This window comes from Paraglaciecola sp. 2405UD69-4 (genome assembly GCF_047525415.1).
Classification (GTDB): domain Bacteria; phylum Pseudomonadota; class Gammaproteobacteria; order Enterobacterales; family Alteromonadaceae; genus Paraglaciecola.
Genome location: NZ_JBLIXM010000010.1, coordinates 13,017 through 38,923 on the forward strand (window position 1 = coordinate 13,017; position 25,907 = coordinate 38,923).

Here is a 25,907-nt window from a genome sequence, read left to right on the forward strand (position 1 = left end):
TATGCGTTCAATAAGTGATATTCGTAGAGATTATACTCAAGCTGGTTTAGATACAGCTGACCTTACCCCTGAGCCGTTTGCACTTTTTGAACGTTGGTTGCAAAACGCAATTGACGCTGACTTGAGAGATCCAACGGCAATGACAGTTGCTACTGTTGATGAGTCAGGCCAGCCCTCGCAACGAATAGTCTTGCTTAAAGACTTCTCTGAAAAAGGATTTGTTTTTTATACCAATACAGAAAGTAAAAAAGCACAGGATCTATCTCGTAACCCCAAAATATCTCTACATTTTCCTTGGCATATACTAGAGCGCCAGGTAAAAGTATGTGGTTATGTTCAGCCCTTAACTAAGACAGAAGTTGCAAAGTACTTTTTATCTAGACCTAAACCAAGTCAGGTTGCTGCTTTTGCCTCAGCTCAAAGTCGTCCCATTAGTAGTAAACAGGTTTTGTTGGCTAAATTTAATGAAGCTAAAGCCAAGTTTGCAAACGGTGAGGTGCCATTACCTTCTTTTTGGGGAGGCTATAGAGTTATTCCTCACGAGATTGAGTTTTGGCAAGGAGGCGAACACAGGTTACATGACCGCTTTTTATACACTAAGAACCAGCAAGGTATCTGGCAGACAGAACGTTTAATGCCTTAATGTTTATAGATAGTCATTGCCATATAGATTTCAGCGAGTTTGATCTTGATAGGGCTGATGTTATTAAGCAGTGTAATAAGCTTGGTATATCTAAGTTAATTGTGCCAGGCACGCGCTTGGCATATTTTGAACGCCAACTTAGTTTGGCTAACGCTTTTCCTTCGATACGAAATGCTTTTGGTTTACATCCTTATTTTCTAGATAGTTATCAGAATAGCCACCTCAAAAAATTAGAAAACTCAATAGAGAAAAACCTAGAAACGCTAGTCGCTTTAGGAGAAATTGGCTTAGATAAGGCTATCTCTATTGATTGGAAATTGCAGCTCAAGGTTTTTCAAGTACAGGTAGAGATAGCGGCACATTTTGAATTACCTATTATTCTTCATCATAGAAAATCACATAACGAAATTATCCAAATACTTAAACAGAGTCAGCTTAAGTATGGCGGTATCGTGCATGCATTTTCAGGTAGTCTGCAGGTAGCAGAGGCTTATGTGGAATTGGGCTTCGCTATTGGGGTTGGTGGCGGAATTACCTATCCTAGGGCAAATAAAACCCGCAATGCTATACAGCAAATCCCTGTGTCTAGTATTGTGTTAGAAACAGATGCCCCAGACATGCCAATTCATGGTTACCAAGGACTTAGAAACTCCCCCCTAAAACTTCCATTGGTTTTTGACGCACTTACTAAGCTAAGAGAAGAGTCTAAAGAAGAGCTGCAAGAGGCTTGTTTTAAAAACGTACATAATCATTTAATAAATGTCTGAACACGGCTTCTAAAGCCAAAAAGCTACTGCTTTTTTTTATTAATTCTTTTGATTTTAAACTTGTAGAAAGCTCTTGCTACTAATACTCCGCCAACTGCAGCCAACAGCATTAACATTTGTAGCTGTTGGTCTAATTGCCTTTGATACTCACTATGAAAGCGCATTACTTCTTTCTTTTTTAGTAGCAATGTTAAGTAGCCAATTACCTGGTCTTCAAAAACTATATTTCTTACGAATACCAATGGGGGATAGTCACCAATTTTGTGAGCTGCTACCAGTGATGATGCACTCTTATTATCAGCTAATAAACGGCCTTTTTTATCATATAGAGTCGCACCTAAAACATGTGGATCATCAGTAATATACGTTAACTGTTTCACTAGGGTTTCTGAGTCTTGCTCAAGTATGGCAGTCGTCAGCATGTTACCAGATAGATTAACTAAACTGATTCCGAGTTGATTCGCTTGTTTGTAGTGCCAATTTGCAGCTTGTTCCGAATTTATTAGCCATAGGTTAATAGATGTGAGTACACCTATTACAACCAATAATAAATTTGCTATCCGTTTAAAAATTGAATAGCGGCTAGGCTTTTGCTGAGGCGTAACTACAAATGCAGTATTTGAATTTTCCATAATTAAAACAATATGATAAAACAGGCAACAAGCCAAGTAAATTAACGTAGTTGCTTGGATAACTACTCTGTAACCAATAAAATTAAGTGTAAATTATTAAAGCTAATTGGGATGATAACTATATGTGTCAACTAGCTTAATTTATTAGAATATTTGTCGTCACTTTCTATTTAAATGGTACCCTAATTGTGTTGAAAACATTACTAAGGCCTCCATATTTGTTAGGCAATAATCTTCAATCATTTTAGGACGGTTATGATTTCTGTAAAAAATTTATGTAAGTCATTTGGTAGCTTCTCTGCAGTAAATGATATCTCATTTGATATTCGCCCAGGAGAGGTTGTTGGTTTCTTAGGGCCAAATGGTGCCGGTAAGTCAACAACAATGAAGATGCTTACCGGTTTTCTGACTCCCTCCGGCGGTAATATAAGTGTTGATGACTTATCCATAGGCCAAGATTCTTTAAAAATAAAACAGAAAATAGGCTATTTACCTGAAGGGGCTCCCGCCTATGACGATATGACGCCCTATCAATTTTTACTGTTTGTAGCCAAAATTAGAGGCCTCAAAGGTAAATATAGAATCGCTAGGGTTAATGATGTTGTTGAGCAAGTTGAGCTCCATGAAGTATTAAATAAACCTATAGATAATCTATCCAAAGGTTTTAAACGCAGAGTTGGACTTGCTCAAGCCATAATTCATGATCCACAAATATTAATCTTAGATGAGCCTACTGACGGTTTAGACCCCAACCAAAAACACCAAGTTCGTAAACTTATTCAGAATTTATCAAAAGATAAGATTGTTATTATTTCTACACATATTCTTGAAGAAGTGACAGCGGTTTGCAATCGAGTCATGATCATATCAAAGGGTAAATTACTGTTTGACGGTACACCCAACGCATTAAATCAGAAGTCTAAGTATTACGGCGCAGTAACATTACAGTTTAGTTACCCGGCCGATGCTTCTGAGTTAGCAGAGTTGGAAGGGGTAGCGTCTATGGAAGAAGACTTAGCAAATAGACGAGTAACTGTTTTCCCTTTACCTGGTGCTGAAATTTTACACTCGGTAACAGAGCATGCTAAACATTGCAGGTTACCAGTAGATAGCTTGTTTGTAGAGCAGGGGCGCCTTGACCAAGTCTTTAGAGATATTACACAAGAGGTAAGTGTTTGATGAATAAAGTCGGCATTTTATTTAAGAGAGAGTTTTCTAGCTTTTTTGCATCTCCCGTAGCTTATGTCTTTATAGGTATTTTTTTAATTCTTTCAGCTGTATTTACATTTTTTGTAGGGGGATTTTATGAAAGGGGGCAGGCTGATTTGTTACCTTTTTTCAACTTTCATCCATGGCTGTTTTTATTTTTGGTACCGGCTATTGCTATGCGTACCTGGTCAGAAGAGCGTAAAACCGGCACGATAGAACTGTTGATGACTCTGCCAGTTAGCGTGTTTCAAACAATGCTTGCAAAATATTTAGCTGCTTGGTCGGTGTTAGGCTTGTCTTTGTTGTTGACGTTTCCTCTGTGGTTAACAGTCAATTATTTAGGCAAACCAGATAACGGTATAATTTTAGCTGCATATATTGGTAGCTGGTTTATGGCGGGTGGATTTTTAGCCATTGGTTTGTGTATGTCAGCGCTGACTAAAAATCAAGTTATAGCGTTTATTTTAGCTGTGGTTGTTTGTTTCGCTTTTGTAGTGAGCGGCACCAATATTGTGCTGGATGCCTTTAAATCTTGGGCGCCTGCTACTGTGATTGATGTGGTGGCTTCGTTTAGCTTTTTAACTCATTTTGAAGCCATGGCGAAAGGTGTAATAGCACTCGCTGATATTGTTTATTTTCTTTTAGTTACGCTTGTTTGGTTATATGCGGGCATGCTAATCATTGAACAAAAGAAGGCAGATTAATCATGCAAACTAAATTGTCCTCATATATCAGCTTATTTTTGGTTGCTATCTTATTCATTGCATTGGTTTTCATCAATAATAAGCTTCTAACACCTTACCGGTTAGACCTGACTGAAAATAAAGTTTATTCACTATCTGAAGGAACGAAAAGCGTTATCAACGGCATTGATGAGCCTATAAATTTGTATTTTTTCTTTTCTAACAAAGCGTCAAAAAATATGGTGAGCTTGCGTAATTATGCAAATCGAGTGGAAAGCTTACTCAATGAGTACCAAACATTAGCAAAAGGAAAATTAAAGTTACATGTTTTAGATCCGGAAGCCTTCTCTGAGCAAGAAGATAAAGCTGACCAATTCGGTTTAACCGCAGCAACAATAGGTGCGGCCGGTGAGTCCATATATCTTGGGCTTGCAGCTACCAATGCGCTAGACGAGCAGCAAGTTATAGCTTTTTTTGATCCTCAAAAAGAGAAGTTTCTAGAGTATGAAATTAGTAAATTGATATACCAATTGACTGATCCTGAGCCAGTTAATGTTACGTTAATCACTGATCTTCCTATAGCTGGTGGACAAAACCCTATGACAGGGCAGATAGAGCCTGCTTGGACTTTTTACACTCAGCTTCAGCAACTATTTGATGTTGAAACTTTTGACAGTGGTACGACTAATGTCCCTGATAATACTGACGTTTTAGTGTTGATTGATCCAAAGAAGTACAGTGATTCTTTATTATTTTCTATTGATCAATATGCAATGCACGGTGGCAAGGTATTAGCTTTTGTTGACCCGTTAAATGAAAGCGATCCACTTTCTATTATGGGAGGCGCAGAGCCGAGTAAAAATGGCTCTGTTTTATCATCGTTATTGGAAGCCTGGGGAATTCAATTCGATAGCCAAAATGTGTTATTGGATGCAATGGCGGGCTTAGACATTAGAACACAAGATGGTGGGGTTGCTCGTCATTTTGGATTTATAGGTTTGGCAGATGAGCAGTTAGATAAAGAAGATGTAGTCACTTCAAATCTGGATGTAATAAATGGTGCATCTTTTGGAGTTATTGGATTAGCTGAAGCTAGTAAGTTACGTTTAATGCCACTTATTCATTCTAGTAAAAATTCTGACTTAATGGCTACTGAAGAATACAAATTCACTAGGGAGCCAGATGATTTATCAAAGGCTTATCAAAGCGAAAATACTTCTAAAGTGCTAGCTGCGAGATTTAGTGGAAGTGCCAATAGTATGTTTAGTGCTTTCCCCGACTCTATTGAGCTGGATACTTCAGAAAAAGAGCTAGTGACATCAACCAATAAGTTAAATGTCATTCTGGTTGGGGACTCAGATCTATTGAGTGACAGGTTCTGGGTGCAGCAGTCTAATTTCTTTGGGCAAACTATTTTTACACCCTTTGCAAATAATGGTGATTTTATTATTAATGCTGTTGAAAACCTCGGAGGGAGTGATGCACTAATAAGCATACGTAGCCGAGGCGTTTTCGCTCGCCCGTTTAATAAGGTGGATGAACTTACTGTTATAGCTGAGCAAAAATTTAGAGTGCAGGAAGAATTGTTAGAAGCACAATTAGCTGAGACTGAGCAACAACTGCTTCAATTGCAGAGTCAGCAAAGTGATGGCGGAGGTTTAGTTATTACCGCCGAGCAACAACAAGCAATTGATCAGTTTGTTGAGAAAAAAATAACCATTAGAAAGTCTTTGCGTAATGTCAGACATCAACTTGACAAAGACATCGAGGAGTTAGGGAACTGGTTGAAGTTAATCAATATTGTTTTAGCTCCCATCTTGTTTATTGTGCTGCTTGTCATTTTAAGAGTCTTATTGAAAACGAGAGCACGGATTAAAGTTCAAAATGTAAAGGAAGCAACTGCAGCATGAACAAGTCGTTTTTTATACTGTGTACATTGGTTACGCTGGCGTTAGGTGTTGGCTTTTGGTTACATCAAGAACCGGTTGATGAGCCTACAAACTCGGAGTTGGTTTTTGAAAACTTTAGGGACACCTTAGATACATTAAAAAGTATTGAGATCACAAACTCTCAAGGCGGGTTATTAAATGCTGAAAGCGTAGATGGCGTATGGTTGGCTTCAATTCAAGCTGGTTTGCCAAAGTATCCTGTATCAAAGAAACACTTGTCTGAGTTACTGCAAGCCATTACTCAAGTTAGGTATTTAGAGGCAAAAACTAGAAAACCGCAGAAATTTTCTGAGTTGGGTCTTCAAGCGTTGTACGCTGAAGATAGCATTGCGACTCTTATCACTTTCTCAACAGGGAAAGCTTCACAAAGTATTTTGGTTGGTAAAACGGCTCAATCTGGGCAAGGTAGTTTTATTAGAAAACCATCAGAGACGCAATCTTGGCTAGTTGATAGGAATATTTCAGTACCAGTTGATAAATACTCTTGGCTACAGCAGCCTATACTACCTTTTCAACCGGAAAAAATAGTATCTGTCAGTAGACTTGACCAAGCACCTTGGACAATTACTAGGGATGTACAAAGCTCTAGCTTAACACTTGATAACATGCCATTAGGCTCTAAGTTGAAGTATGAGGCTGTTTTAAGCTCAGTTACAACTGCCCTTACCGACCTTAAATTTGAACGTTTATTAATGAAGGATTATGAGTTAACGAGATCTTTAGAAATACTAACTGTACTTGAACTGCACCTAACAGATGGAATGTTTTTCACTCTTAACTTAGGTAAAAAAGGTGACGATAATATTGTCTATTTTTCTAATTTTGATGGTGTGCCTTATTGGGGAGCTTGGGCATATCAAGTGTCTAATTTCACAGCTCAGCAATTAATTAAATCCCTTTCTGATTTTTTGGAAGACAAGTCGTCTAACCAATCAGAGGTTGACACTAGTGTTGAGCAATACTCAATTGACGAAGGTGAATCCCCACAATAACTCATAAAAACATTATAAACATAACGCTATTTATTAATAATTATTGAGGCGTTGTTTAAAATAATCCGCGCCTAACTGCCTTGCTTTAGCAATATTATTTTCTGGAATGTTTTCTGGGTTTGGATAGGTTTTTAATACTTGTTCTAAGCTTGCTTCCCTTAGTAGATGTAAAATTGGGTAAGGGGATCTATTTGTAAAGTTGGCGGCATCATTTATGTCTTCACCCTCAAAGTAATACTCAGGGTGAAAGGTGGCAATTTGATACAAACCTCTATAGCCACCGCCCTCAATAATATGATTCGCTCCCTCTACTAAATTGAGATAATCGTCAAAATCATCAAAACCATTAGAGAAAATAATCAGCGTGGTTTGAGTTTCGGTGTTGGTATCTAAATGAGACAATTCATCGATAACGGTATCAAGTGCTTTATCGATAGAGAGCTGCTCTGAAACTACATATCTAACTGTATCTCGTATCACTTCTTTTTTAGCGAATGGACAGAAGTTCAAGCCAATAATCACATCTTCTATCCATTTTGATATTGATGTGATTATTTGTTGTTGGTCCTTGATTATAGTCATTGCCTAGTTAAGAGTGATATTTTACATATGACTCTAGAGTGTTCTCGATTAAGCTCGCTACTGTCATTGGTCCTACTCCCCCAGGAACAGGGGTAAGCCATCCAGCACGCTCCATTGCAGATGTGTGGTCTACATCGCCTCCCAAGCTACCGTCACTATTACGGTTAATACCTACATCTATCACTATCGCACCAGATTTAATCCATTCGCCGGGAATAAAGGACGCTTTTCCTACTGCGACGACTAAAAGATCGGCTCTTTCCACATGAGCTTGCAAGTCTTGAGTGAATTTATGGCAACTTGTGACTGTGCAACCAGCTAATAGCAACTCCATAAACATTGGTCGGCCAACTATATTTGAGGCACCAACAATTACGGCATCAAGGCCCTTAATGGGACGCTTAGTTGATTCAATTAAACTCATAATTCCTTTGGGCGTGCATGGGCGTAATGCAGGTATACGCTGTGCTAAACGCCCAATATTATATGGATGGAATCCATCCACATCTTTATTGGGGTTAATTCGTTCTAATATCTCTTCTTTATCTAGACCTGCAGGTAAAGGTAGCTGTACTAAGATCCCGTCTATTTCGTCATCTGCATTTAACTGGTCAATAATTTCTAACAACTTTTGTTGAGAAGTATTCGCTGGTAAATCAAATGATTTAGATACAAAACCAACTTCTTCACAGGCCTTGCGCTTGTTATTCACATAAACGTGGGAAGCAGCATCACTGCCAACTAAAACCACTGCTAAGCCGGGAGCTCGTTTACCTGCTGAAGTAATCGCCTCAACTTGAGCTGCTACATCCTGTCTAATGCGTTTTGCTATTAAGTTTCCATCAATTTTTTGTGCTGGCATAAATCTCTAAACCAAAAATGTTAGTTGTTACTATTGTCACATATCGCAAGTGATAGTCGCAATTGGGAAGATATAAAAATACCCAATATGGCAATAATTCTTAAGCCAATCTATTAACTTAATGTTATAACGTGGTACACAATTATAAGGATTTGGTAAAGCAATGAAAAAAATACCTAACGAATCACAGTTGTTAAAAAAGGCGTTAGTAGTAGGGGAGGCATATGCAAAAAATCGAGGGTTTAAAACATTCTCAGCTACTGACTCCTCAAAACAAAAAATAGAATGTATATATAGGTTACTCGTAAATGATAAATTAATAACGCCTTTACCAGCTGATGGCGAAGATTTATTAAGTATGAAACATAAATTAGCAGTATGGCTTAGAAATAAACTTCCAAAAGATCACCCCCTATATAAATAAAAAGTGTCGATTTATAAAGCAAAGCTTCTAAAAAATGACCATATTGAATTAAAATTAAGCACTTAAAAATAAAGAGTAAAAAAAAGTTTGACGAGGTGGGGGGGCAGCTGTAATATGCGCCTCCTCGAAACGAGATAGAGAAAACGTTTCGAGTTAAGTCGGTGAGTAGCGCAGCTTGGTAGCGCACTTGGTTTGGGTCCAAGGGGTCGCAGGTTCGAATCCTGTCTCACCGACCACTTTTCTCTATGTTAGTTTGATTCGTCGAGCGCCCGTAGCTCAGCTGGATAGAGCAACGGCCTTCTAAGCCGTGGGTCACAGGTTCGAATCCTGTCGGGCGCGCCATGCGATTCCGAATGGATTTGAATGGTTAGTCGAATTAAAGTTAGCTGCAGTGTTTTCTGTGGTGAGCGTAGCTCAGTTGGTAGAGCCCCGGATTGTGATTCCGGTTGTCGTGGGTTCGAGCCCCATCGTTCACCCCACTCGCGGGAGTGGTGGAATTGGTAGACACGCTGGATTTAGGTTCCAGTGCTTCACGGCGTGAGAGTTCGAGTCTCTCCTTCCGCACCATTTTATTATTACTAATAAAATAAATTTTATAGCTTCACTTTATATCCTTATCTAATTATTAACTTAACATTCTAGTTGTTAGGTAAACTTTCTTGTTTTATCGATTAATTATTATGCTCAAGCTAGGGTATTTTCTATTTTAGTTCTTTTAGGCTCGACTTGGGTACAGCCTATCGCTATACTACCGCGTCTTTTTATCGGGTGTCTGTTTGTTAGTAGGGTGTAGCTTTTACTAATTAAGGTCATTCAAGCGTAATATTCGCTCTCGCATCTATTTAATTGTTGCACCGATAAAATCCCATTAATAATTTTGTAAGCGCTTAAAAGCGCCTAATTGAGGTATCAGAATGCAAGTTTCCGTTGAGACGACTCAAGGTTTAGAACGCCGTCTTACTATTACCGTTCCTGCAGATTCAGTTGACTCTGCTGTTAAGTCTCGTTTACAGCAATTAGCTAAAACTCAGAGAATCAATGGTTTCCGCCCTGGTAAAGTTCCTATTACTGTTATCAAAAAGCGTTACGGCCAGGCTGTACGTCAAGAAGTTGCTGGCGAAGTAATGCAGCGTAATTTTTACGAAGCCATTACGAAAGAGAAAATAACACCAGCTGGAATGCCTACTTTCGAAATGAAAACAGACGAAGATGGCAAAGATTTACAATATGTAGCTGCTTTTGAAGTTTATCCAGAAGTAGAAGTAAAAGACGTAGATAAGATAGAGGTTGAAAAACCTGCTGTTGAAATCAACGATAAAGACTTAAGTAACATGATGGATACGTTACGTAAGCAGCACGCTACGTATAAAGAAGTTAAACGTAAAATCAAAAAAGACGATAAGGTAACAATTGATTTCGTTGGTACTATTGACGGTGAAGAGTTTGAAGGCGGAAAAGCCGAAGACTTCGCTCTAGAAATGGGTAAAGATCGAATGATCCCTGGTTTTGAAAAGCCTATCGTAGGAGCTAAAACTGGTGAAGAAGTTATTTCGGATGTGACTTTCCCAGAAGATTACCATGCAGAAGCTCTAAAAGGTAAAGAAGCTCAGTTCACTATCACAATCAAGAAAACTGAAGCTTTAAATTTACCTAAAGTTGATGAAGAGTTTGCTAAATTATTTGGTATTGAAGATGGTGATATCGAAGCATTAAACGCAGAAGTGCGTAAAAATATGCAGCGTGAACTTGACCAAACTCTTAAAGCATCAGTAAAAGAGCAAGTTATTGCTGGTTTATTAGAGAAAAATCAAATTGATTTGCCAAAGGCTTTAGTTGACCAAGAAGTAAATGCACTTCGCGAGCAAGCTAAGCAACGTTTCAGCCAACAGCAAGGTGGTAATGTAGATAACATGCCTGAGCTTCCAGCTGATTTGTTTGAAGAGAATGCTCGTAAGCGTGTAAGTGTTGGTTTGTTACTAGGTGAAGTAATTAAAACTAATGAGATTAAAGTTGATACTGCTAAAGTTGATGCATTAATCGAAACCGCTGCTTCTGCTTACGAAGATCCTCAAGAAGTTATTGACTACTACAAAACTAATGATGAGTTAATGCAACAAATGAACAATGTTGCAATGGAAGAACAAGCCGTAGAATTATTGCTTGAGCAAGCCAAAGTAAAAGAAGTTAAGAAATCTTTTGACGATATCATGAACAAACAGGCTTAAAATACCTTTTGTTAATTGACTTAACTAGTCTGCAACTGCTTAAATGCTCGGTATCTACCGAGCATTTTTATTTGTGAAGAAAACTAATTTATGATGAATACACCTTTTGATCCAACAAACGCATTAGTTCCTATGGTGGTAGAGCAAACTGCCAAGGGCGAACGTTCTTATGATATTTACTCTCGTTTATTAAAAGAGAATGTGATCTTTTTAGTCGGTCAAGTTGAAGACCATATGGCTAATTTAATTGTCGCGCAGATGTTATTTTTAGAAGCTGAAAACCCTGAAAAAGATATCTTTTTATATATTAATTCTCCGGGCGGTTCTGTAACTGCGGGTATGGCTATTTACGATACAATGAATTTTATTAAGCCAAATGTCAGCACAGTTTGTATAGGTCAAGCAGCAAGCATGGGCGCTTTTTTATTGTCTGCTGGTGAAAAAGGGAAGCGATACTGTTTGCCTAATTCTCGTGTAATGATCCATCAACCGTTGGGCGGTTTCCAAGGGCAGGCATCTGATTTTGAAATACATGCTAAAGAAATTCTGTCTATTAAAGAGAAAATGAATCGTTTAATGGCTAAGCATACAGGCAAAGACTACGAAACTGTGGCTCGAGATACGGACAGAGATAACTTCTTAAGTGCCGATGAAGCAATGGAATATGGGTTAGTTGATCAGGTATTAGCTAATCGTCCAGATGCTCAAAACGAAGCGAAAAGTGATATTTAATAAAGTGACTCTTTGAAATTTTAGATTGTAGCCACTATATCTGAAATACAGTGGCTTTCAATTTGGGAGTCAGCTTGATACAGGAAAAGATTGTAAATGAGTGATAGCAAAAACAATGATGGTGACAATAAACTTTTATATTGTTCATTTTGTGGCAAAAGCCAACATGAAGTTCGCAAATTAATTGCAGGGCCGTCTGTTTTTATTTGTGATGAATGTGTTGATTTGTGTAATGACATTATTAGAGAAGAAATTAAAGAAATTTCACCTAAGAAAAAGCAAGATGAGTTACCTACACCTAAAGAAATACATAGTCATCTAGACGACTATGTAATTGGTCAAGAGCATGCCAAAAAAGTTTTATCTGTTGCTGTTTACAATCATTATAAGCGTTTGAGAAATGGTGATGTCCATGAAGGTGTTGAGTTAGGTAAAAGTAATATCTTGTTGATTGGTCCTACAGGTAGCGGTAAAACCTTATTAGCAGAAACCTTAGCAAGGCTTTTAGATGTGCCATTTACTATGGCTGATGCAACAACACTGACCGAAGCCGGTTACGTTGGTGAAGATGTAGAAAACATTATCCAAAAATTACTTCAAAAATGTGATTACGATGTTGAAAAAGCCCAACGTGGGATCGTATATATAGACGAGATTGATAAGATCTCTCGTAAGTCTGATAACCCCTCAATTACTCGTGATGTATCAGGAGAAGGCGTTCAGCAAGCATTGTTGAAACTAATTGAAGGTACTGTCGCTTCTGTTCCCCCTCAAGGTGGAAGAAAGCATCCTCAGCAAGAGTTTTTACAAGTTGATACTTCGAAAATATTATTTATTTGTGGTGGAGCATTTGCTGGATTAGATAAAGTTATCGAGCAGCGTGCACACACAGGAACAGGCATTGGCTTTGGCTCTGAAATAAAAGATACCAGTAAAAAGTCTACCGAAGGCGAGCTGTTTAAAAAGGTTGAGCCAGAAGACTTGGTTAAATACGGTCTTATCCCAGAGTTTATTGGTCGTTTACCGGTTCTCACCAGTTTAGAAGAGTTGAGTGAGGAAGCTCTTATTCAAATTCTAAAAGAGCCTAAAAATGCAATAACTAAGCAATATGCAGCCTTATTCGGAATGGAAAACACCGAATTAGAGTTTAGAGATGACGCATTGCAAGCGATCGCTAAAAAAGCAATGCAACGCAAAACTGGGGCTAGGGGATTACGTTCAATTGTAGAAGCTGTTTTATTAGATACTATGTATGAGCTGCCTTCTGCTGATGATGTCAGCAAAGTGGTAATAGATGAAACAGTTATCAGGGGAGAAACCCAACCCATTTTAATATATGACAGCAGCGCTGATAAAAAAGCGGCGTCAGAATAAATTTTTAAAAGGCTCGAAAGAGCCTTTTTTATTTGTTCTAAATAAGGCGTAATGTCATTAGTTCGATTATGTATTCTTGTTTTTTCTTTGTGTTTTGTAATAAAGGGCTCTTTGTACCTTAATGTTGAAACCCAATTTACATAAATGATTGGTTTTTGTTTTGAGTATTAATTAACCTAGCCATTAGAGAGATGGCACTGTAAAGGTAAATTAATTCTGTTTGTTTGATTTTTTTATTTGAACTTTCCTGTCCTAGCCCCATATATATTCGATAGCATAGGGATATACCTCCCATTTATTCAATGATTTAGAGACTCAGTATGACAAAAGAGCGAGAAAATAACATCGAAATGCCAGTATTGGCGTTGCGAGATGTAGTAGTTTATCCACATATGGTTATACCTTTGTTTGTAGGTAGAGAGAAATCAATCCGCTGCTTAGAAGCTGCTATGGATAAAGACAAGCAAATATTTTTAGTCGCTCAAAAAGATGCCGGGGTAGATGAGCCTGCAGAGGAAGATATTTTTACAGTGGGTACGATTGCAACTATCTTACAGTTGCTTAAGTTACCCGACGGCACAGTTAAAGTTTTGGTTGAAGGTAATCAAAGAGGAAAGATCGAAACCTTTATTAGCTCTGAAGACTTTTTTGTAGCGGATATTTCCAGCTCTGTGGACGAGGAGTTGGTTGAAACAGAGCAAGAAGTATTGATCCGCTCTGCCATATCTCAGTTTGAGGGCTACGTTAAATTAAATAAAAAAATTCCACCTGAGGTATTAACCTCGTTAAGCGGTATAGAAGATGCTGCGCGCCTTGCTGATACTATGGCAGCTCATATGCCTCTGAAACTAACTGAGAAGCAAAAAGTACTAGAGATGTTAAGTATCACTGAACGTCTTGAGTATCTAATGGCTTTGATGGAAAGTGAGATCGATTTATTACAAGTAGAGCGGAAAATACGCACTCGTGTTAAAAAGCAAATGGAGAAGAGCCAGCGCGAATATTATTTGAATGAGCAAATGAAAGCGATTCAAAAAGAGCTGGGTGAGTTGGACGATGCGCCAGATGAATTTGAAACCTTAAGTAAAAAAATTGAAGAAGCCAAGATGCCTGAAGAGGCTAAAAAGAAGGCTACTGCAGAGCTGAATAAATTAAAAATGATGTCTCCTATGTCAGCGGAGGCCTCTGTAGTAAGAAGTTATATAGATTGGCTTACTAATGTGCCATGGGTAAAGCGCAGTGCAGTGAAGAAAAACTTAGCGCTTGCGGATGAAGTACTTAACGCAGACCATTATGGTTTAGATAAAGTTAAAGAGCGTATTATTGAATATTTAGCGGTTCAGCAAAGAGTTCGTAAGCTAAAAGGGCCTATTTTGTGTTTAGTAGGTCCCCCCGGTGTAGGTAAAACCTCTTTAGGTCAATCTATCGCTAAGGCGACGGGGCGAAAGTATATTCGTATGGCCCTTGGTGGAGTTCGAGACGAAGCTGAAATCCGTGGGCACCGCAGAACCTACATTGGCTCTATGCCTGGAAAAATGATTCAGAAAATGGCCAAAGTAGGTGTGAAAAATCCACTTTTCCTATTGGATGAAATTGACAAAATGTCTTCGGACATGCGTGGAGATCCCTCTTCTGCTTTATTAGAGGTGTTAGATCCAGAGCAAAATGCAAGCTTTAGCGACCACTATCTTGAGGTTGACTACGATTTGTCTGACGTAATGTTTGTTGCTACGTCGAATAGTATGGATATCCCTGGGCCTTTATTAGATAGAATGGAAGTTATTCGTTTGTCAGGTTATACAGAAGACGAAAAACTTAATATATCAACGCAACATTTAATTGATAAACAAATCTCTCGCAATGGCTTGAAAAAGGGTGAGTTGGTTATTGAAGAGAGTGCAATTGTAGGCATAATTCGCTACTACACTAGAGAGGCTGGAGTCCGTAGTTTAGAACGGGAGATCTCTAAAATTTGCCGCAAAGCCGTTAAAAATATTCTCCTAGATAAAACCATCACTCAAGTGGTTGTGAATCAGGATAATTTGAAAGAATTCTTAGGTGTACAGCGCTTTGATTATGGAAAAGCCGATAAGACTAACCAAATAGGTCAAGTGACAGGCTTGGCCTGGACACAAGTTGGGGGGGACTTATTAACCATTGAAACAACATCTGTTGTCGGTAAAGGTAAAACTACATTCACTGGATCTCTAGGTGATGTAATGCAAGAGTCTATTCAAACCGCTTTAACTGTAGTCCGTAGTCGAGCTGAAAAATTACGTATAAATGAAGACTTTCATGAAAAGCGTGATATTCATGTGCATGTGCCAGAAGGCGCAACACCAAAAGATGGACCAAGTGCAGGTATTGCTATGTGCACGGCCCTTATTTCAACATTAACCGGTAATCCAGTTAAATGTGAAGTTGCTATGACAGGGGAAATAACCTTACGTGGTGAAGTGTTACCAATTGGTGGATTGAAAGAAAAGTTATTGGCAGCACATCGCGGAGGAATTAAGACAGTTATCATTCCTAAAGACAATGAGAGAGACTTAGAAGATATCCCACAGAATGTAAAACAAGATTTAAGTATTCATGCTGTGCAGTGGATTGATGAGGTTTTAACCATAGCTTTGGAAGAAGAGCCTGAGAGGTTTGTTCCTATTAAAACCGAAAAGGTTAAAAAATGAGCATAAAGGCTGTTTTTTTAATTATTTTTAAGTTTAAGGGCTTCACTATGTAAAAAGTTGTGGTAGCCTTTACCGCAGTTTCGCTTAAGGCCTTGTCACAAAAGGGATTGAAGTGATTCAACAAAAGTTAATAATTTGTAAAGAATAAGCTTGAAGTAAATATTCAAGCTTGATATAACATTCCGGTATTGCGTTGTGCAAGCCAAAAGTATAATAACAATCGAAGGGGTTCTATTGTGAATAAGTCAGATCTTATTGATAACATCGCTGCAAGTGCAGACATTTCTAAAGCAGCAGCTGGCCGTGCGCTAGATGCATTAACTGGTGCTGTTACTACAGCTCTTAAAGAAGGTGACCAAGTTGCTTTAGTTGGTTTCGGTACTTTTTCTGTACGTGAACGTGCAGCTCGTAGCGGTCGTAATCCTCAGACTGGTGAAACTATTCAAATTTCTGCTGCTAAAGTGCCTTCATTTAAAGCTGGTAAAGCATTGAAAGACGCTTGTAACTAAGCGATAGTAGACTTTTTACAAAAGGCGATGATTTATCATCGCCTTTTGTTTATGTGCAGTTTTATTTTATCCCGCCTTACTTTTCCAGATATTGTTCATTTCAACGATAACAATCTTAATAATTGTAAATGTTTGGTATATAATTCCGCTCGCTTGCGATTGGGGAAGGCCTGAGTGTTAGGGACCTCAAAGCTTATTAATAAATAGCTCATTTGGAGTTTGGATTTTAGTATGTTGGAAAGAATTAGAGAAGGATCACAAGGCCCTTGGGCTATTGGGATTTTAGCGTTGGTTATTTTAAGTTTTATCTTTGCTGGGGTTGGTAGTTATATCAATTCGTCATCGTCAGTGGCTGCCGCATCAGTTAATGGTGAGGAAATCGGCAGTGCTGAATTAGAAAGAGCTTATGAAAACGAACGAAGCCGAATGGAATCTCAGTTTGGAGATGCCTTCGCAACTTTGGCAAGTGATTCTGCTTATTTGCAAAACTTTAGACAAGGTGTGTTAGACCGTCTAATCAGTGAAAAGCTGTTAGACCAAGCAGCTGTTGATCTTGGCCTTAGAGTAAGTGATGAGCAAATTAAAAAAGCAATTGTCGGCATGCAAGAGTTTCAAGTGGACGGCAAGTTTGATAACGAACGTTATTTAATTATTTTACGCCAAGCTGGTTTTCAACCAAACAACTTTAGAGACTACATGCGTGTAGACATGATACGTCGTCAATTATCTAGCTCCTTGATGGGATCGGAGTTTGCCCTACAACAGGAGGCGAGTAATGCATACGCTATCCAAGAACAAACCCGTGATATTAAATACATTACAGTTCCAGCAGCTAGTTTTGATGCTCAAGTTGAAGTGACTCAAGAGCAAATTGAAAACTATTACCAAGACAATATCCTGCAATTTGATACTGATCAGAAAGTAAGTCTTGAGTATGTTGAGCTGAAATTAGAAGACTTACTAGCAGGTATTGAAGTAACAGACCAAGAGCTTGATGATTATTATCAGCAAAATATTAATACTTATCGCCGAGAAGAACAGAGACAGGTTTCGCACATTTTATTTGAAAGTGCTGAAGCAAATGATTCGGTTGCAGCTAAAGCAGACTCTATTTTAGAAGAAATTAATAATGGGGCCGATTTTGCAGAGTTGGCTAAACAAAACTCTAGTGATATTTTTAGTGCAGAAAACGGTGGTGATTTAGGTTGGTTTGGAACGGGAATAATGGATCCCGCTTTTGAGGAAGCCGCCTATGCCTTAGAAAGTATTAATGACGTAAGTGCAGTAGTAAAGAGCGCATTTGGCTATCATATTATAAAGCTAACGGGTGTTAAGCCTGAAGAAGTAACGCCATTTGATGATGTTAAAGACGATATAGTTGCTGCCGTAAAAAATACTAAAGCCGAAGATGAATTTTACGAAGTTCAACAAAGGCTAGCTGAAGTTGCCTTTGAAGTGCCAGACAATCTAGATGAAGTCGCTGAGTTAGCTGGAAAGCCAATTGAAACAAGTGAGTTATTTAGTCGTAGTGAAGCGCCTCAGTTCTTATCTAATCCTAGCATCTTAAATGCAGCTTTTAGTGCTGAGTTGATAGAAGATGCTGTTAATAGTGAAGTGATTGAGATTGCTGACAATCATATTATGTTGTTAAGAGTTGCTGAATATGAACCAGAGCGCACCCAAGAGCTTAGTGAAGTAACAGACCGTATTCAAGAAACCTTATTTGAGCAAGCGGCACAAGAAGCAGCTAAAGAATGGGCCACTGAAATCAAAACCTTACTTGCGAATAACGAAGATGTGGAGTCTAAATTATCAGAGTTATCGTTAACCTGGGAAGTGCAACAAGGTGTAACTAGAACTGATACTTCATTGTCACAAACTATTGTTCAAGCACTATTTGCAGTAGCAGAGAGTGAGACTACAGTTGTTGACCTTATTAATGGTGACATTAGTCTAGTACAAGTTACTAAAGTAAATGAAGCACCTGCAGCAGATGATACGCAGCTTGCTTCATTAAAAAGCAGACTTGCATCAAACAGAGCGCAATTATTATTTGGTGCAGTAGTTGAATCACTTAAAGCAGAAGCCGATATTGAAATATATCTGTAGAGTTGACGCTTTTTATGAATAGATAAAAAAGAGCGGTAACGCTCTTTTTTTGTATCTGCGTAATGGGAATTAGTGTGTTAGCCAAAGCAGTGCAGTGTAAAAAGCAGCCACCACACTAGAGGTAATTAAAATATAGATGAAACCTTGCTTACCTTGTTTAACTGTAAAGCCTTGAGATTTCAAATATAGAAACCAAATTAAGCAAGGAACAATGGGAAGTAAAAATAGGAACTTTATCATTAAAGTTTTGTATTCCAGTTATCTTAGTCTCCTTTGATTTTAAGGGGGAATAATTATCAACTCAAGGCTTACTCATTAACTAACTCATGGGTAAAGCTAGTTTTACTCATTGCAACCTCTAGTTATTTGGTTTTTAATTGCATATAATCCGCGCGAATTTTCATGTGACTGTTTACACAGTCGAACCTTATTTAAAATTGGAGTTTAAAAGATGGCTTTAGAGCGCACTTTTTCTATTATCAAACCTGATGCTGTTGCTAAAAATGTTATTGGGGCTATTTACAATCGTTTTGAGTCTGCAGGCTTAAGACTTGTTGCTTCTAAAATGATTCATCTTAGTAAAGAGCAAGCAGAAGGTTTCTATGCTGAGCATAGTGAGCGTCCTTTCTTCGCTGGCTTAGTAGCTTTTATGACTTCAGGACCAGTTATGGTTCAAGTGTTAGAAGGCGAAAATGCAGTTGTAAAAAATCGCGAAATTATGGGTGCTACTAACCCTGCTGAAGCTTTAGCCGGTACTTTACGTGCTGATTATGCTAACTCTATTGATGAAAATGCATGTCATGGTTCTGATGCTCCTGAATCTGCTGCTAGAGAAATCGCATACTTCTTTAGTGATGAAGAGATTTGCCCTCGAACTCGCTAATATTAGGCGTTCGAGAAAAGGGAGCCTAGGCTCCCTTTTTTATTTTGTATCCCTATTGATTACTAATTGATATTTATAGCTCTGCAAAAAACTGACAAATCAGTTAAAATACTGCCGAGCAACTAACGCACTGAGGTTTACTTTGAGCACAGTACAGGCATCTGGCCAACCAAATAAAACTAATTTACTTGATTTTAATCGTGAAGGCTTACGAGAATTCTTTACTAGTATGGGAGAGAAACCTTTTAGAGCTGAGCAGGTTATGAAGTGGATTTATCAGCAAGGTGTGTCTGACTTTGAGCAAATGACTAATTTAAATAAGGCGTTGCGAGAGAAACTTCAGAATAAGTGCGAGATAAAAGCACCAGAAATTGCCTATCAACAAAATGCTTCAGACGGCACCATCAAATTTGCATTGAAGTTAGAAGGTGGTCAAGAAGTAGAGACTGTTTGGATCCCTGATGGGGATAGAGCCACCTTATGTGTTTCATCACAAGTTGGATGTGCCTTAGAATGTACATTCTGTTCCACTGCTCAGCAGGGTTTCAACCGAAACTTAAAAGTGTCAGAAATAATCGGTCAAGTGTGGCGTGTCGCTGTCACTATTGGGCTAAATAATGATACTGCTAAACGTCCTATTACCAATGTCGTAATGATGGGGATGGGAGAGCCTCTGTTAAATGTTAAGCACGTCGTTCCTGCAATGGAATTAATGATGGATGATTTAGCATTTGGTCTATCTAAACGTCGCGTAACTTTGAGTACCTCAGGCGTTGTTCCAGCGTTAGATAAGCTGGCTGAGCAAATCGACGTAGCTTTAGCTATTTCTTTACATGCCCCAGACAATACCTTACGTGATGAAATCGTACCTATTAACAAGAAATATCCAATAGATGTGTTTTTATCAAGTGTGAGAAGATATTTAGCTAAGTCAAACGCCAATCAAGGTAAAGTAACCGTTGAGTATGTGATGCTAAACGGTATCAACGATAGTACTGATCAAGCCCATGCTTTAGCCAAAGTATTGCAAGGTACGCCTTGTAAGATTAATTTAATACCCTTTAATCCTTATCCTGGTTCTCCTTATACATGTTCTAGTAACTCTCGTATCGATAGATTTGCAAAAGTTTTGATGGAGTATGGAATAGTTGTGGTTGTCAGAAGAACTCGGGGGGATGATATTGATGCTGCATGTGGCCAACTTGTTGGAGATGTTGTTGACCGTACAAAGAGAATGTTGAAAAAGAAATTAAAGGGCGAGAATATATCCATCAAAGTGGCACAATAATACTCATTAGTTATCCAGAATATAGGCTCTCATAAAAACATGATTAAAATTTTTAGCATTGGTTTTGTAATACTCATTCTGCTTACTGTTACCGGATGTGTCACTCAAACAGGTCCAGGTACAGTTAAAAAAGATTTTGATCGGGATAAAGCTGCTGAAAACCGTGTTTCTTTGGGATTAACTTACCTTAAAAATGGGAATTTCAGTAGCGCAAAGTTTAATTTAGATAAAGCACTAGAGTTTGCTCCAAGATCAGCCGATGCAAATTACGCAATGGCTTATTATTACCAAAATGTGGGAGAGTTAGAACTAGCTGAGAGTGCATATCAGTACGCAATGGATTTAGCCCCAAATAATGCAGATATCGCAAATACCTATGGTGCATTCTTATGTCAGAATGGAAATTATGAAAAGGCTAAAACATATTTTTTAAAGGCGGTTAATACCAGTAACTATATATCTAGTGCTCAAACTTACGAGAACTTAGCTCTATGTAGTCAAAGCCAAGGTTTGTTAGAAGAAGCTGTTCAATATTTCAGGAATGCAGTTAATCACCAACCTTCTCGCGCAAATAGCTTATACCTGCTTACTCAATCCTTAATTGATACTGAAAAGTGGTACGAAGCCCGTGATATATTTAAGCGTTATGAGAGGGTTTCACAGGTAAGTCCACAAAGCTTATTAATGGCCATTGCTATTGAAGATGGTTTAGGAAATCATAATGTCGCTAAAGGGTATTCGGATATGCTAATCCAGTTGTACCCAAGTAATCCTCTAACTCTGCAGTATTTAAAAAATAAAAAGAACCCTACCGGCAAAAATGAATTATCTGCTCTGCCCACTGACTTGAGTAAGGTTGGGGTTACTAATGTGCAAAGTGATGTGAGCGAGTTAAAGGTCGAAGAGCCTAAGGCTTCAGAGCAAAGTAGCAAATCTTTAATTAAAGAAGAGCTTGATGAAACTAAAGGCACTGTGGCTAAGTCTCAAGTAGAGGCTGAAAGTATTGTAGAAAAAAGCGCTAAACCCACTTACCACATAGTCGCAAAAGGTGAAAACCTTTACAGAATATCTTTGCAATACAACATCAAGATGCAAACACTGGTAGAATGGAACAATTTGACCGATGCATCGGAAATCTATAATGGTATGAAACTTTCTTTAGTCGTACCTGCCCCTGTTGAGTAGTAAATAAAAATGAGTGAACAACAAGAAGAACAGGTCATAATCGGCCCTGGACAGTTATTAAAAGACGCACGTTTACGAGCGAATTTATCGATTCAAGACATTGCAGATAAGCTCCATTTGAAAAAGATCTTAATTGAAGAAATAGAACGGGATAACTACGAACTCGATATTTCTCTGACCTTTTTAAAGGGCTATATCAAACTTTATGCTAAGCAAGTTCAAGTCGCTGAAAATGACGTAATGGTAGCGTTTGAAAACTTGAACACTAGAAATAAAGATCAAGTGAAAGTAAAAAGTTTTTCACGGCGAGTGGCCAACCAAGCTAATGATGACAAATTGATGTTGGTAACTTACCTAGTTATTTTAGTGGTTATTGCATTGGTAGTTGTCTGGTGGTTTCAACAAGATAAAAATGCCGTTGAGCCCATAGAGCCATCAACTAGCTTGTCTTTGCCAACATCATCTGATTCAGTTGATACTGATACTGATACTGATACTGATACTGATACTGATACTGATACTGATTTAGTTGCTAAACCTAATATCACCTCAGAACCCATCGAAGAAAATGCAGAATTAACTGATAATCAACTGCCAGATGCAGAGCTTATAGTATCTGAGCTAGAACAGTTTATAAGTGCTACAGAAGATTCAAGCTCGACTACAAATGATGTAGTAGAACCAGTCCAGTTAATATTTGAATTTTCTGGAGATTGCTGGATGAACCTTGCTGATGCTACAGGTGAAAATATCGCCTATGGTGTAAAAGTTGAAGGAAGAATCATGCCCGTAACAGGTATCCCTCCTTTTACTGTTACCTTGGGAGCGTCAGAAGTTGTTAAAATTAGCTATGCTGGTGAGCCGGTTGACTTGTCATTCTTACCTCCAGGCAAGATCGCCAAATTTAATTTACCATTATCAGAATAACAGAGCTTAACTAATATTATGTTTGCAGAATCCCCTATAAAACGTCGTCAATCGAAACGCATAAATGTGGGCCATGTACCTATTGGTGATGGTGCTCCTATTGCTGTGCAGTCTATGACAAATACTTTAACAACTGATGTTGATAAAACCGTAGCTCAGATAAAGAGAATTCAAGCAGTAGGTGGTGAAATTGTCCGTGTATCTGTGCCAACAATGGATGCCGCAGAAGCGTTTAAGTTGATTAAGCAGCAGGTCTCAGTTCCATTAATTGCTGACATTCATTTTGATTACCGTATTGCTTTAAAAGTGGCTGAATACGGAGTTGACTGCCTCAGAATTAACCCCGGAAATATAGGCAGTATGGATCGGGTTAGGTCGGTAGTCGACTGTGCAAAAGATAAAAACATTCCTATTCGAATCGGAGTGAATGGCGGCTCTTTAGAAAAAGATTTACAAGAAAAGTACGGAGAACCTACACCAGAAGCCCTTGTTGAATCTGCTATGCGTCACGTAGATATATTAGATAAGTTGAACTTTGATCAATTCAAGGTGAGCGTTAAAGCTTCTGATGTATTTTTAGCAGTTGGTGCATACCGAGAGCTTGCTAAACAGATTGAGCAGCCACTGCATTTAGGTATCACTGAAGCAGGTGGAATTAGAGCTGGTGCAGTTAAAAGCTCTGTCGGTTTAGGCATGCTATTGGCCGAGGGCATAGGAGATACCATTCGCATTTCTTTGGCTGCAGATCCTGTTGAAGAAATAAAAGTTGGTTTCGATATTTTAAAATCCTTAAGGATCCGCTCCCGTGGTATTAATTTTATTGCTTGCCCAAGTTGTTCAAGGCAAGAATTTGATGTGATTAGTACAGTGAATGCCTTAGAAGAGCGCCTCGAAGATATTTTAACCCCTATGGATGTATCAATTATTGGGTGTGTGGTGAATGGCCCAGGAGAAGCCGAAGTCTCAGACTTAGGTTTAACAGGGGCCAGAAACATGAGTGGTTTTTATTTAGATGGTAAGCGCCAGAAAGAACGACTGAGTAATAATGATTTAGTTGATCAGTTAGAAAGGCGTATCCGAGCAAAAGCTAGTCGTATTGAGGAAAAGAGCCAAATCGAAGTCAAACAGGTTAGATAAATCATAAATAGATAAAAGACCCAGATTTTAACGTGTTTTTCTGCCTCAAAATTTTACGTTTTAGATTAAAGCCCCTATAATGCGGGGCTTTTTTTAATTATTGCATAAGAGAATATTTTCCCGTGTCAAAACAAATACAGGCTATTCGAGGAATGAACGATTGCTTGCCCACTGATTCTGGGCTGTGGCAATACGTTGAGTCTATTATTCGTCAAGTTGTTGCAAGTTATGGTTACAACGAAATTCGTACCCCCATAGTCGAAAGTACTGACTTGTTCAAACGCTCAATCGGTGAAGTGACCGACATTGTAGAGAAAGAAATGTACACTTTCTCTGACCGTAATTCAGATAGCCTAACCTTACGTCCAGAGGGCACCGCGAGTGTTGTTCGTGCGGGTAACGAACATGGTTTATTGTATAACCAGCAACAGCGTCTTTGGTACTTAGGGCAAATGTTTCGTCATGAACGTCCTCAGAAAGGAAGATATCGTCAATTCCATCAATTTGGAGTTGAAGTGTTTGGCTTAGCAGGGCCAGATATAGATGCTGAAGTTATTCTTTTGAGTGCCAGACTTTGGAAAAAGTTTGGTATTAGCCAACATGTTACATTAGAAATCAATTCACTTGGAAGCTCGGAGGCTAGGGCGGCTTATAAGGAACAACTCGTTGCCTATTTAAATGAACGTAAAGAGTTGTTAGATGAAGATAGTCTGCGCCGCTTAGAAACAAACCCTCTAAGAGTACTAGATAGCAAAAATCCGCAAGTTCAAGAAGCCGTCAAAGATGCGCCTAAGTTAATTGATTGTCTTGATGAAGACTCAGAAAAACATTTTAAAGGTTTGTGTGAACGATTAGACAGCTTTGGAATCCAATATCGAGTTAATCCCGCTCTAGTTCGCGGCTTAGATTATTATAATCGAACTGTATTTGAATGGGTTACCGACAGCTTAGGCTCGCAAGGTACAGTATGTGCTGGTGGCCGTTATGATGGATTGGTAGAACAGTTAGGTGGTAAATCAACCCAAGGCGTCGGGTTCGCTATGGGATTAGAGCGTCTGATTTTAATGTTGCAAACCCTAGAGTTGGATAAAGATGTCGCTCCTTCTGTAGATGTTTATATTACCGCCATGGGGGATTCTGTTGAGCTATATGCCAGACAAATTAGTGAGTCACTACGAGATGCTATACCTCAGCTTAAAGTTATGAACCACAATGGTGGCGGTAACTTCAAGAAGCAAATGAAACGAGCTGATAACAGTGGTGCAAAAATAGCGCTAGTTATTGGAGAAAATGAGAAAGACAATGGGCAAGTAGCGGTTAAGTACTTAAGAGAGCAACAGCCTCAACAATTAGTCGCAAATGATGAGTTAACTGATTTTATGAAGCAGGTTTTTGGCTATTAAGTTTAAACTTGGTTCAGAAAAAATAAATTAATATGAGCGTTATCTTATAAAGGTAACCAAGCAGTAAGAGGAATGGGTCATGGAACAATACGAAACAGAAGAGCAACAAGTTGAAGCCATTAAACGCTTTTGGAAAGAGAATGGTAGTGCGTTGATTATCGGCGCTGTACTTGGGTTAGCAGGCCTTTATGGCTGGCGCTATTATAATGATTCACAAATTGCAGCTAAAGAACAAGCGTCTAATGCATATGAAACAACAAGCATTAAATTAGCCCAAGATGAGAAAGGCTTCACGGAAGCTAAAGCATACCTTGATGAACATGGTGATACAGGTTACGCAACTCTTATGGCTCTAGAACTTGCTCAGAAAGCGGCTGATCGTGAAGACTTTTCTGAAGCGGCTAAGCAGTTAGAATATGTTGTAAATAATACTTCGTTAGCAACGGTTAAGTATGTTGCACAGCTTCGCTTAGCGCGAATTCAACTTGCTCAAGGTGAATTTGATTTGGCGATTAGTAATGCAGATAAAGTAACCGCTGATGCATTCAAAAGTCAGTCTCTTGAAATCAAAGGTGACGCTTATCTAGCTCAGCAATTATTCGACAAGGCGAGAGCCGCTTATAGTTCAGCTCTAGAAAGCGGTGAACGTAACCAAATATTGAAAATGAAACTAGATAATCTAGCTGTTGCAGCAAATGGTTAAGG

The 25,907-nt window shown here is 38.6% G+C and carries 23 protein-coding genes and 4 tRNA genes; 24 read left to right on the forward strand and 3 right to left on the reverse strand.

From position 1 onward, the window contains the following. Position 1: 1 nt before the first annotated feature. Positions 2 to 643 (forward strand): pyridoxamine 5'-phosphate oxidase, encoded by a 642-nt coding sequence (pdxH, locus tag ACMUMK_RS18525; protein WP_414702642.1) that lies wholly within the window; start codon positions 2 to 4, stop codon positions 641 to 643. Beyond that, a complete protein-coding gene (locus ACMUMK_RS18530; protein ID WP_414702643.1) occupies positions 643 to 1,410 on the forward strand; it encodes a TatD family hydrolase in 768 nt (255 codons plus the stop codon). Before pdxH ends, ACMUMK_RS18530 begins: the two co-directional genes overlap by 1 nt. A gap of 23 nt (positions 1,411 to 1,433) precedes the next feature. On the opposite strand, the gene ACMUMK_RS18535 is transcribed toward ACMUMK_RS18530, so the two are convergent. Further along, positions 1,434 to 2,042 carry an AhpA/YtjB family protein gene (locus ACMUMK_RS18535; RefSeq protein ID WP_414702644.1) on the reverse strand — a complete coding sequence of 203 codons (609 nt, stop codon included), beginning with the start codon at positions 2,040 to 2,042 and terminating at the stop codon, positions 1,434 to 1,436. Positions 2,043 to 2,297: 255 nt separating this feature from the next. Between ACMUMK_RS18535 and ACMUMK_RS18540 the strand changes: the two genes are divergently transcribed. The 4 genes from ACMUMK_RS18540 to ACMUMK_RS18555 are packed head-to-tail and all read left to right on the forward strand — an operon-like array spanning position 2,298 to position 6,875. Beyond that, a complete protein-coding gene (locus tag ACMUMK_RS18540) occupies positions 2,298 to 3,221 on the forward strand; it encodes an ABC transporter ATP-binding protein (protein ID WP_414702645.1) in 924 nt (307 codons plus the stop codon). After that, positions 3,221 to 3,955 carry an ABC transporter permease gene (locus ACMUMK_RS18545; protein ID WP_414702646.1) on the forward strand — a complete coding sequence of 245 codons (735 nt, stop codon included), beginning with the start codon at positions 3,221 to 3,223 and terminating at the stop codon, positions 3,953 to 3,955. Before ACMUMK_RS18540 ends, ACMUMK_RS18545 begins: the two co-directional genes overlap by 1 nt. Before the next feature lie 2 nt (positions 3,956 to 3,957). Continuing rightward, on the forward strand, positions 3,958 to 5,844 hold the full coding sequence (locus ACMUMK_RS18550) for a GldG family protein (protein WP_414702647.1): 1,887 nt from the start codon (positions 3,958 to 3,960) through the stop codon (positions 5,842 to 5,844). Next, positions 5,841 to 6,875, forward strand: coding sequence for a DUF4340 domain-containing protein (locus ACMUMK_RS18555; RefSeq protein WP_414702648.1), 1,035 nt, complete (start codon positions 5,841 to 5,843; stop codon positions 6,873 to 6,875). Before ACMUMK_RS18550 ends, ACMUMK_RS18555 begins: the two co-directional genes overlap by 4 nt. A gap of 33 nt (positions 6,876 to 6,908) precedes the next feature. Here the strand turns inward: ACMUMK_RS18555 and ACMUMK_RS18560 are convergent, their stop codons facing one another. Both ACMUMK_RS18560 and folD read right to left on the reverse strand, forming a co-directional pair. Continuing rightward, positions 6,909 to 7,457 carry a DUF1415 domain-containing protein gene (locus ACMUMK_RS18560; RefSeq protein ID WP_414702649.1) on the reverse strand — a complete coding sequence of 183 codons (549 nt, stop codon included), beginning with the start codon at positions 7,455 to 7,457 and terminating at the stop codon, positions 6,909 to 6,911. A 7-nt stretch (positions 7,458 to 7,464) separates the two neighbouring features. Continuing rightward, entirely contained in the window at positions 7,465 to 8,319 is an 855-nt protein-coding gene (gene folD, locus ACMUMK_RS18565) for a bifunctional methylenetetrahydrofolate dehydrogenase/methenyltetrahydrofolate cyclohydrolase FolD (RefSeq protein WP_414702650.1), read from the reverse strand. A gap of 163 nt (positions 8,320 to 8,482) precedes the next feature. Between folD and ACMUMK_RS18570 the strand changes: the two genes are divergently transcribed. From ACMUMK_RS18570 to ACMUMK_RS18655, 18 genes are all read left to right on the forward strand, one after another. Continuing rightward, positions 8,483 to 8,743 carry a DUF5062 family protein gene (locus ACMUMK_RS18570; RefSeq protein ID WP_414702651.1) on the forward strand — a complete coding sequence of 87 codons (261 nt, stop codon included), beginning with the start codon at positions 8,483 to 8,485 and terminating at the stop codon, positions 8,741 to 8,743. 159 nt (positions 8,744 to 8,902) lie between these two features. After that, positions 8,903 to 8,979, forward strand: a tRNA-Pro gene (locus tag ACMUMK_RS18575). Positions 8,980 to 9,008: 29 nt separating this feature from the next. Beyond that, positions 9,009 to 9,085: transfer RNA gene (locus ACMUMK_RS18580), tRNA-Arg, on the forward strand. A 61-nt stretch (positions 9,086 to 9,146) separates the two neighbouring features. Then, a tRNA-His gene (locus ACMUMK_RS18585) sits at positions 9,147 to 9,222 on the forward strand. Positions 9,223 to 9,225: 3 nt separating this feature from the next. After that, positions 9,226 to 9,310: transfer RNA gene (locus tag ACMUMK_RS18590), tRNA-Leu, on the forward strand. Between the two features lie 347 nt (positions 9,311 to 9,657). Then, complete coding sequence (gene tig, locus ACMUMK_RS18595) at positions 9,658 to 10,968, forward strand: trigger factor (protein WP_414702652.1); 1,311 nt, start codon at positions 9,658 to 9,660, stop codon at positions 10,966 to 10,968. Between the two features lie 90 nt (positions 10,969 to 11,058). Then, positions 11,059 to 11,700, forward strand: coding sequence for an ATP-dependent Clp endopeptidase proteolytic subunit ClpP (clpP, locus tag ACMUMK_RS18600; RefSeq protein WP_414702653.1), 642 nt, complete (start codon positions 11,059 to 11,061; stop codon positions 11,698 to 11,700). Positions 11,701 to 11,796: 96 nt separating this feature from the next. Further along, on the forward strand, positions 11,797 to 13,074 hold the full coding sequence (gene clpX, locus ACMUMK_RS18605; RefSeq protein ID WP_414702654.1) for an ATP-dependent protease ATP-binding subunit ClpX: 1,278 nt from the start codon (positions 11,797 to 11,799) through the stop codon (positions 13,072 to 13,074). A 320-nt stretch (positions 13,075 to 13,394) separates the two neighbouring features. Beyond that, on the forward strand, positions 13,395 to 15,761 hold the full coding sequence (gene lon, locus ACMUMK_RS18610) for an endopeptidase La (RefSeq protein WP_414702655.1): 2,367 nt from the start codon (positions 13,395 to 13,397) through the stop codon (positions 15,759 to 15,761). A 188-nt stretch (positions 15,762 to 15,949) separates the two neighbouring features. Next, positions 15,950 to 16,270 carry an HU family DNA-binding protein gene (locus ACMUMK_RS18615; protein ID WP_414702656.1) on the forward strand — a complete coding sequence of 107 codons (321 nt, stop codon included), beginning with the start codon at positions 15,950 to 15,952 and terminating at the stop codon, positions 16,268 to 16,270. Between the two features lie 231 nt (positions 16,271 to 16,501). After that, a complete protein-coding gene (locus ACMUMK_RS18620) occupies positions 16,502 to 18,379 on the forward strand; it encodes a SurA N-terminal domain-containing protein (protein ID WP_414702657.1) in 1,878 nt (625 codons plus the stop codon). Between the two features lie 451 nt (positions 18,380 to 18,830). Beyond that, positions 18,831 to 19,262, forward strand: a complete 432-nt coding sequence (ndk, locus tag ACMUMK_RS18625) for a nucleoside-diphosphate kinase (protein WP_414702658.1) — start codon at positions 18,831 to 18,833, stop codon at positions 19,260 to 19,262. 142 nt (positions 19,263 to 19,404) lie between these two features. Further along, entirely contained in the window at positions 19,405 to 20,550 is a 1,146-nt protein-coding gene (locus ACMUMK_RS18630; RefSeq protein ID WP_414702659.1) for a bifunctional tRNA (adenosine(37)-C2)-methyltransferase TrmG/ribosomal RNA large subunit methyltransferase RlmN, read from the forward strand. A gap of 39 nt (positions 20,551 to 20,589) precedes the next feature. Beyond that, entirely contained in the window at positions 20,590 to 21,735 is a 1,146-nt protein-coding gene (gene pilW / locus ACMUMK_RS18635; RefSeq protein WP_414702660.1) for a type IV pilus biogenesis/stability protein PilW, read from the forward strand. A 9-nt stretch (positions 21,736 to 21,744) separates the two neighbouring features. Beyond that, positions 21,745 to 22,662 carry a RodZ domain-containing protein gene (locus ACMUMK_RS18640; RefSeq protein ID WP_414702661.1) on the forward strand — a complete coding sequence of 306 codons (918 nt, stop codon included), beginning with the start codon at positions 21,745 to 21,747 and terminating at the stop codon, positions 22,660 to 22,662. Positions 22,663 to 22,680: 18 nt separating this feature from the next. Then, on the forward strand, positions 22,681 to 23,799 hold the full coding sequence (gene ispG, locus ACMUMK_RS18645; RefSeq protein ID WP_414702662.1) for a flavodoxin-dependent (E)-4-hydroxy-3-methylbut-2-enyl-diphosphate synthase: 1,119 nt from the start codon (positions 22,681 to 22,683) through the stop codon (positions 23,797 to 23,799). Between the two features lie 122 nt (positions 23,800 to 23,921). Next, positions 23,922 to 25,202 carry a histidine--tRNA ligase gene (hisS, locus tag ACMUMK_RS18650; RefSeq protein ID WP_414702663.1) on the forward strand — a complete coding sequence of 427 codons (1,281 nt, stop codon included), beginning with the start codon at positions 23,922 to 23,924 and terminating at the stop codon, positions 25,200 to 25,202. Positions 25,203 to 25,281: 79 nt separating this feature from the next. Then, complete coding sequence (locus ACMUMK_RS18655) at positions 25,282 to 25,905, forward strand: YfgM family protein (protein ID WP_414702664.1); 624 nt, start codon at positions 25,282 to 25,284, stop codon at positions 25,903 to 25,905. Positions 25,906 to 25,907: the final 2 nt, after the last annotated feature.

What these genes read in the sequence shown, in the direction of transcription:
- pdxH (WP_414702642.1), top strand. Translation starts at nt 2, where the DNA reads ATGCGTTCAATAAGTGATATTCGTAGAGATTATACTCAAGCTGGTTTA.
- ACMUMK_RS18530 (WP_414702643.1), top strand. Translation starts at nt 643, where the DNA reads ATGTTTATAGATAGTCATTGCCATATAGATTTCAGCGAGTTTGATCTT.
- ACMUMK_RS18535 (WP_414702644.1), bottom strand. Translation starts at nt 2,042, where the DNA reads ATGGAAAATTCAAATACTGCATTTGTAGTTACGCCTCAGCAAAAGCCT.
- ACMUMK_RS18540 (WP_414702645.1), top strand. Translation starts at nt 2,298, where the DNA reads ATGATTTCTGTAAAAAATTTATGTAAGTCATTTGGTAGCTTCTCTGCA.
- ACMUMK_RS18545 (WP_414702646.1), top strand. Translation starts at nt 3,221, where the DNA reads ATGAATAAAGTCGGCATTTTATTTAAGAGAGAGTTTTCTAGCTTTTTT.
- ACMUMK_RS18550 (WP_414702647.1), top strand. Translation starts at nt 3,958, where the DNA reads ATGCAAACTAAATTGTCCTCATATATCAGCTTATTTTTGGTTGCTATC.
- ACMUMK_RS18555 (WP_414702648.1), top strand. Translation starts at nt 5,841, where the DNA reads ATGAACAAGTCGTTTTTTATACTGTGTACATTGGTTACGCTGGCGTTA.
- ACMUMK_RS18560 (WP_414702649.1), bottom strand. Translation starts at nt 7,457, where the DNA reads ATGACTATAATCAAGGACCAACAACAAATAATCACATCAATATCAAAA.
- folD (WP_414702650.1), bottom strand. Translation starts at nt 8,319, where the DNA reads ATGCCAGCACAAAAAATTGATGGAAACTTAATAGCAAAACGCATTAGA.
- ACMUMK_RS18570 (WP_414702651.1), top strand. Translation starts at nt 8,483, where the DNA reads ATGAAAAAAATACCTAACGAATCACAGTTGTTAAAAAAGGCGTTAGTA.
- tig (WP_414702652.1), top strand. Translation starts at nt 9,658, where the DNA reads ATGCAAGTTTCCGTTGAGACGACTCAAGGTTTAGAACGCCGTCTTACT.
- clpP (WP_414702653.1), top strand. Translation starts at nt 11,059, where the DNA reads ATGATGAATACACCTTTTGATCCAACAAACGCATTAGTTCCTATGGTG.
- clpX (WP_414702654.1), top strand. Translation starts at nt 11,797, where the DNA reads ATGAGTGATAGCAAAAACAATGATGGTGACAATAAACTTTTATATTGT.
- lon (WP_414702655.1), top strand. Translation starts at nt 13,395, where the DNA reads ATGACAAAAGAGCGAGAAAATAACATCGAAATGCCAGTATTGGCGTTG.
- ACMUMK_RS18620 (WP_414702657.1), top strand. Translation starts at nt 16,502, where the DNA reads ATGTTGGAAAGAATTAGAGAAGGATCACAAGGCCCTTGGGCTATTGGG.
- ndk (WP_414702658.1), top strand. Translation starts at nt 18,831, where the DNA reads ATGGCTTTAGAGCGCACTTTTTCTATTATCAAACCTGATGCTGTTGCT.
- pilW (WP_414702660.1), top strand. Translation starts at nt 20,590, where the DNA reads ATGATTAAAATTTTTAGCATTGGTTTTGTAATACTCATTCTGCTTACT.
- ACMUMK_RS18640 (WP_414702661.1), top strand. Translation starts at nt 21,745, where the DNA reads ATGAGTGAACAACAAGAAGAACAGGTCATAATCGGCCCTGGACAGTTA.
- ispG (WP_414702662.1), top strand. Translation starts at nt 22,681, where the DNA reads ATGTTTGCAGAATCCCCTATAAAACGTCGTCAATCGAAACGCATAAAT.
- ACMUMK_RS18655 (WP_414702664.1), top strand. Translation starts at nt 25,282, where the DNA reads ATGGAACAATACGAAACAGAAGAGCAACAAGTTGAAGCCATTAAACGC.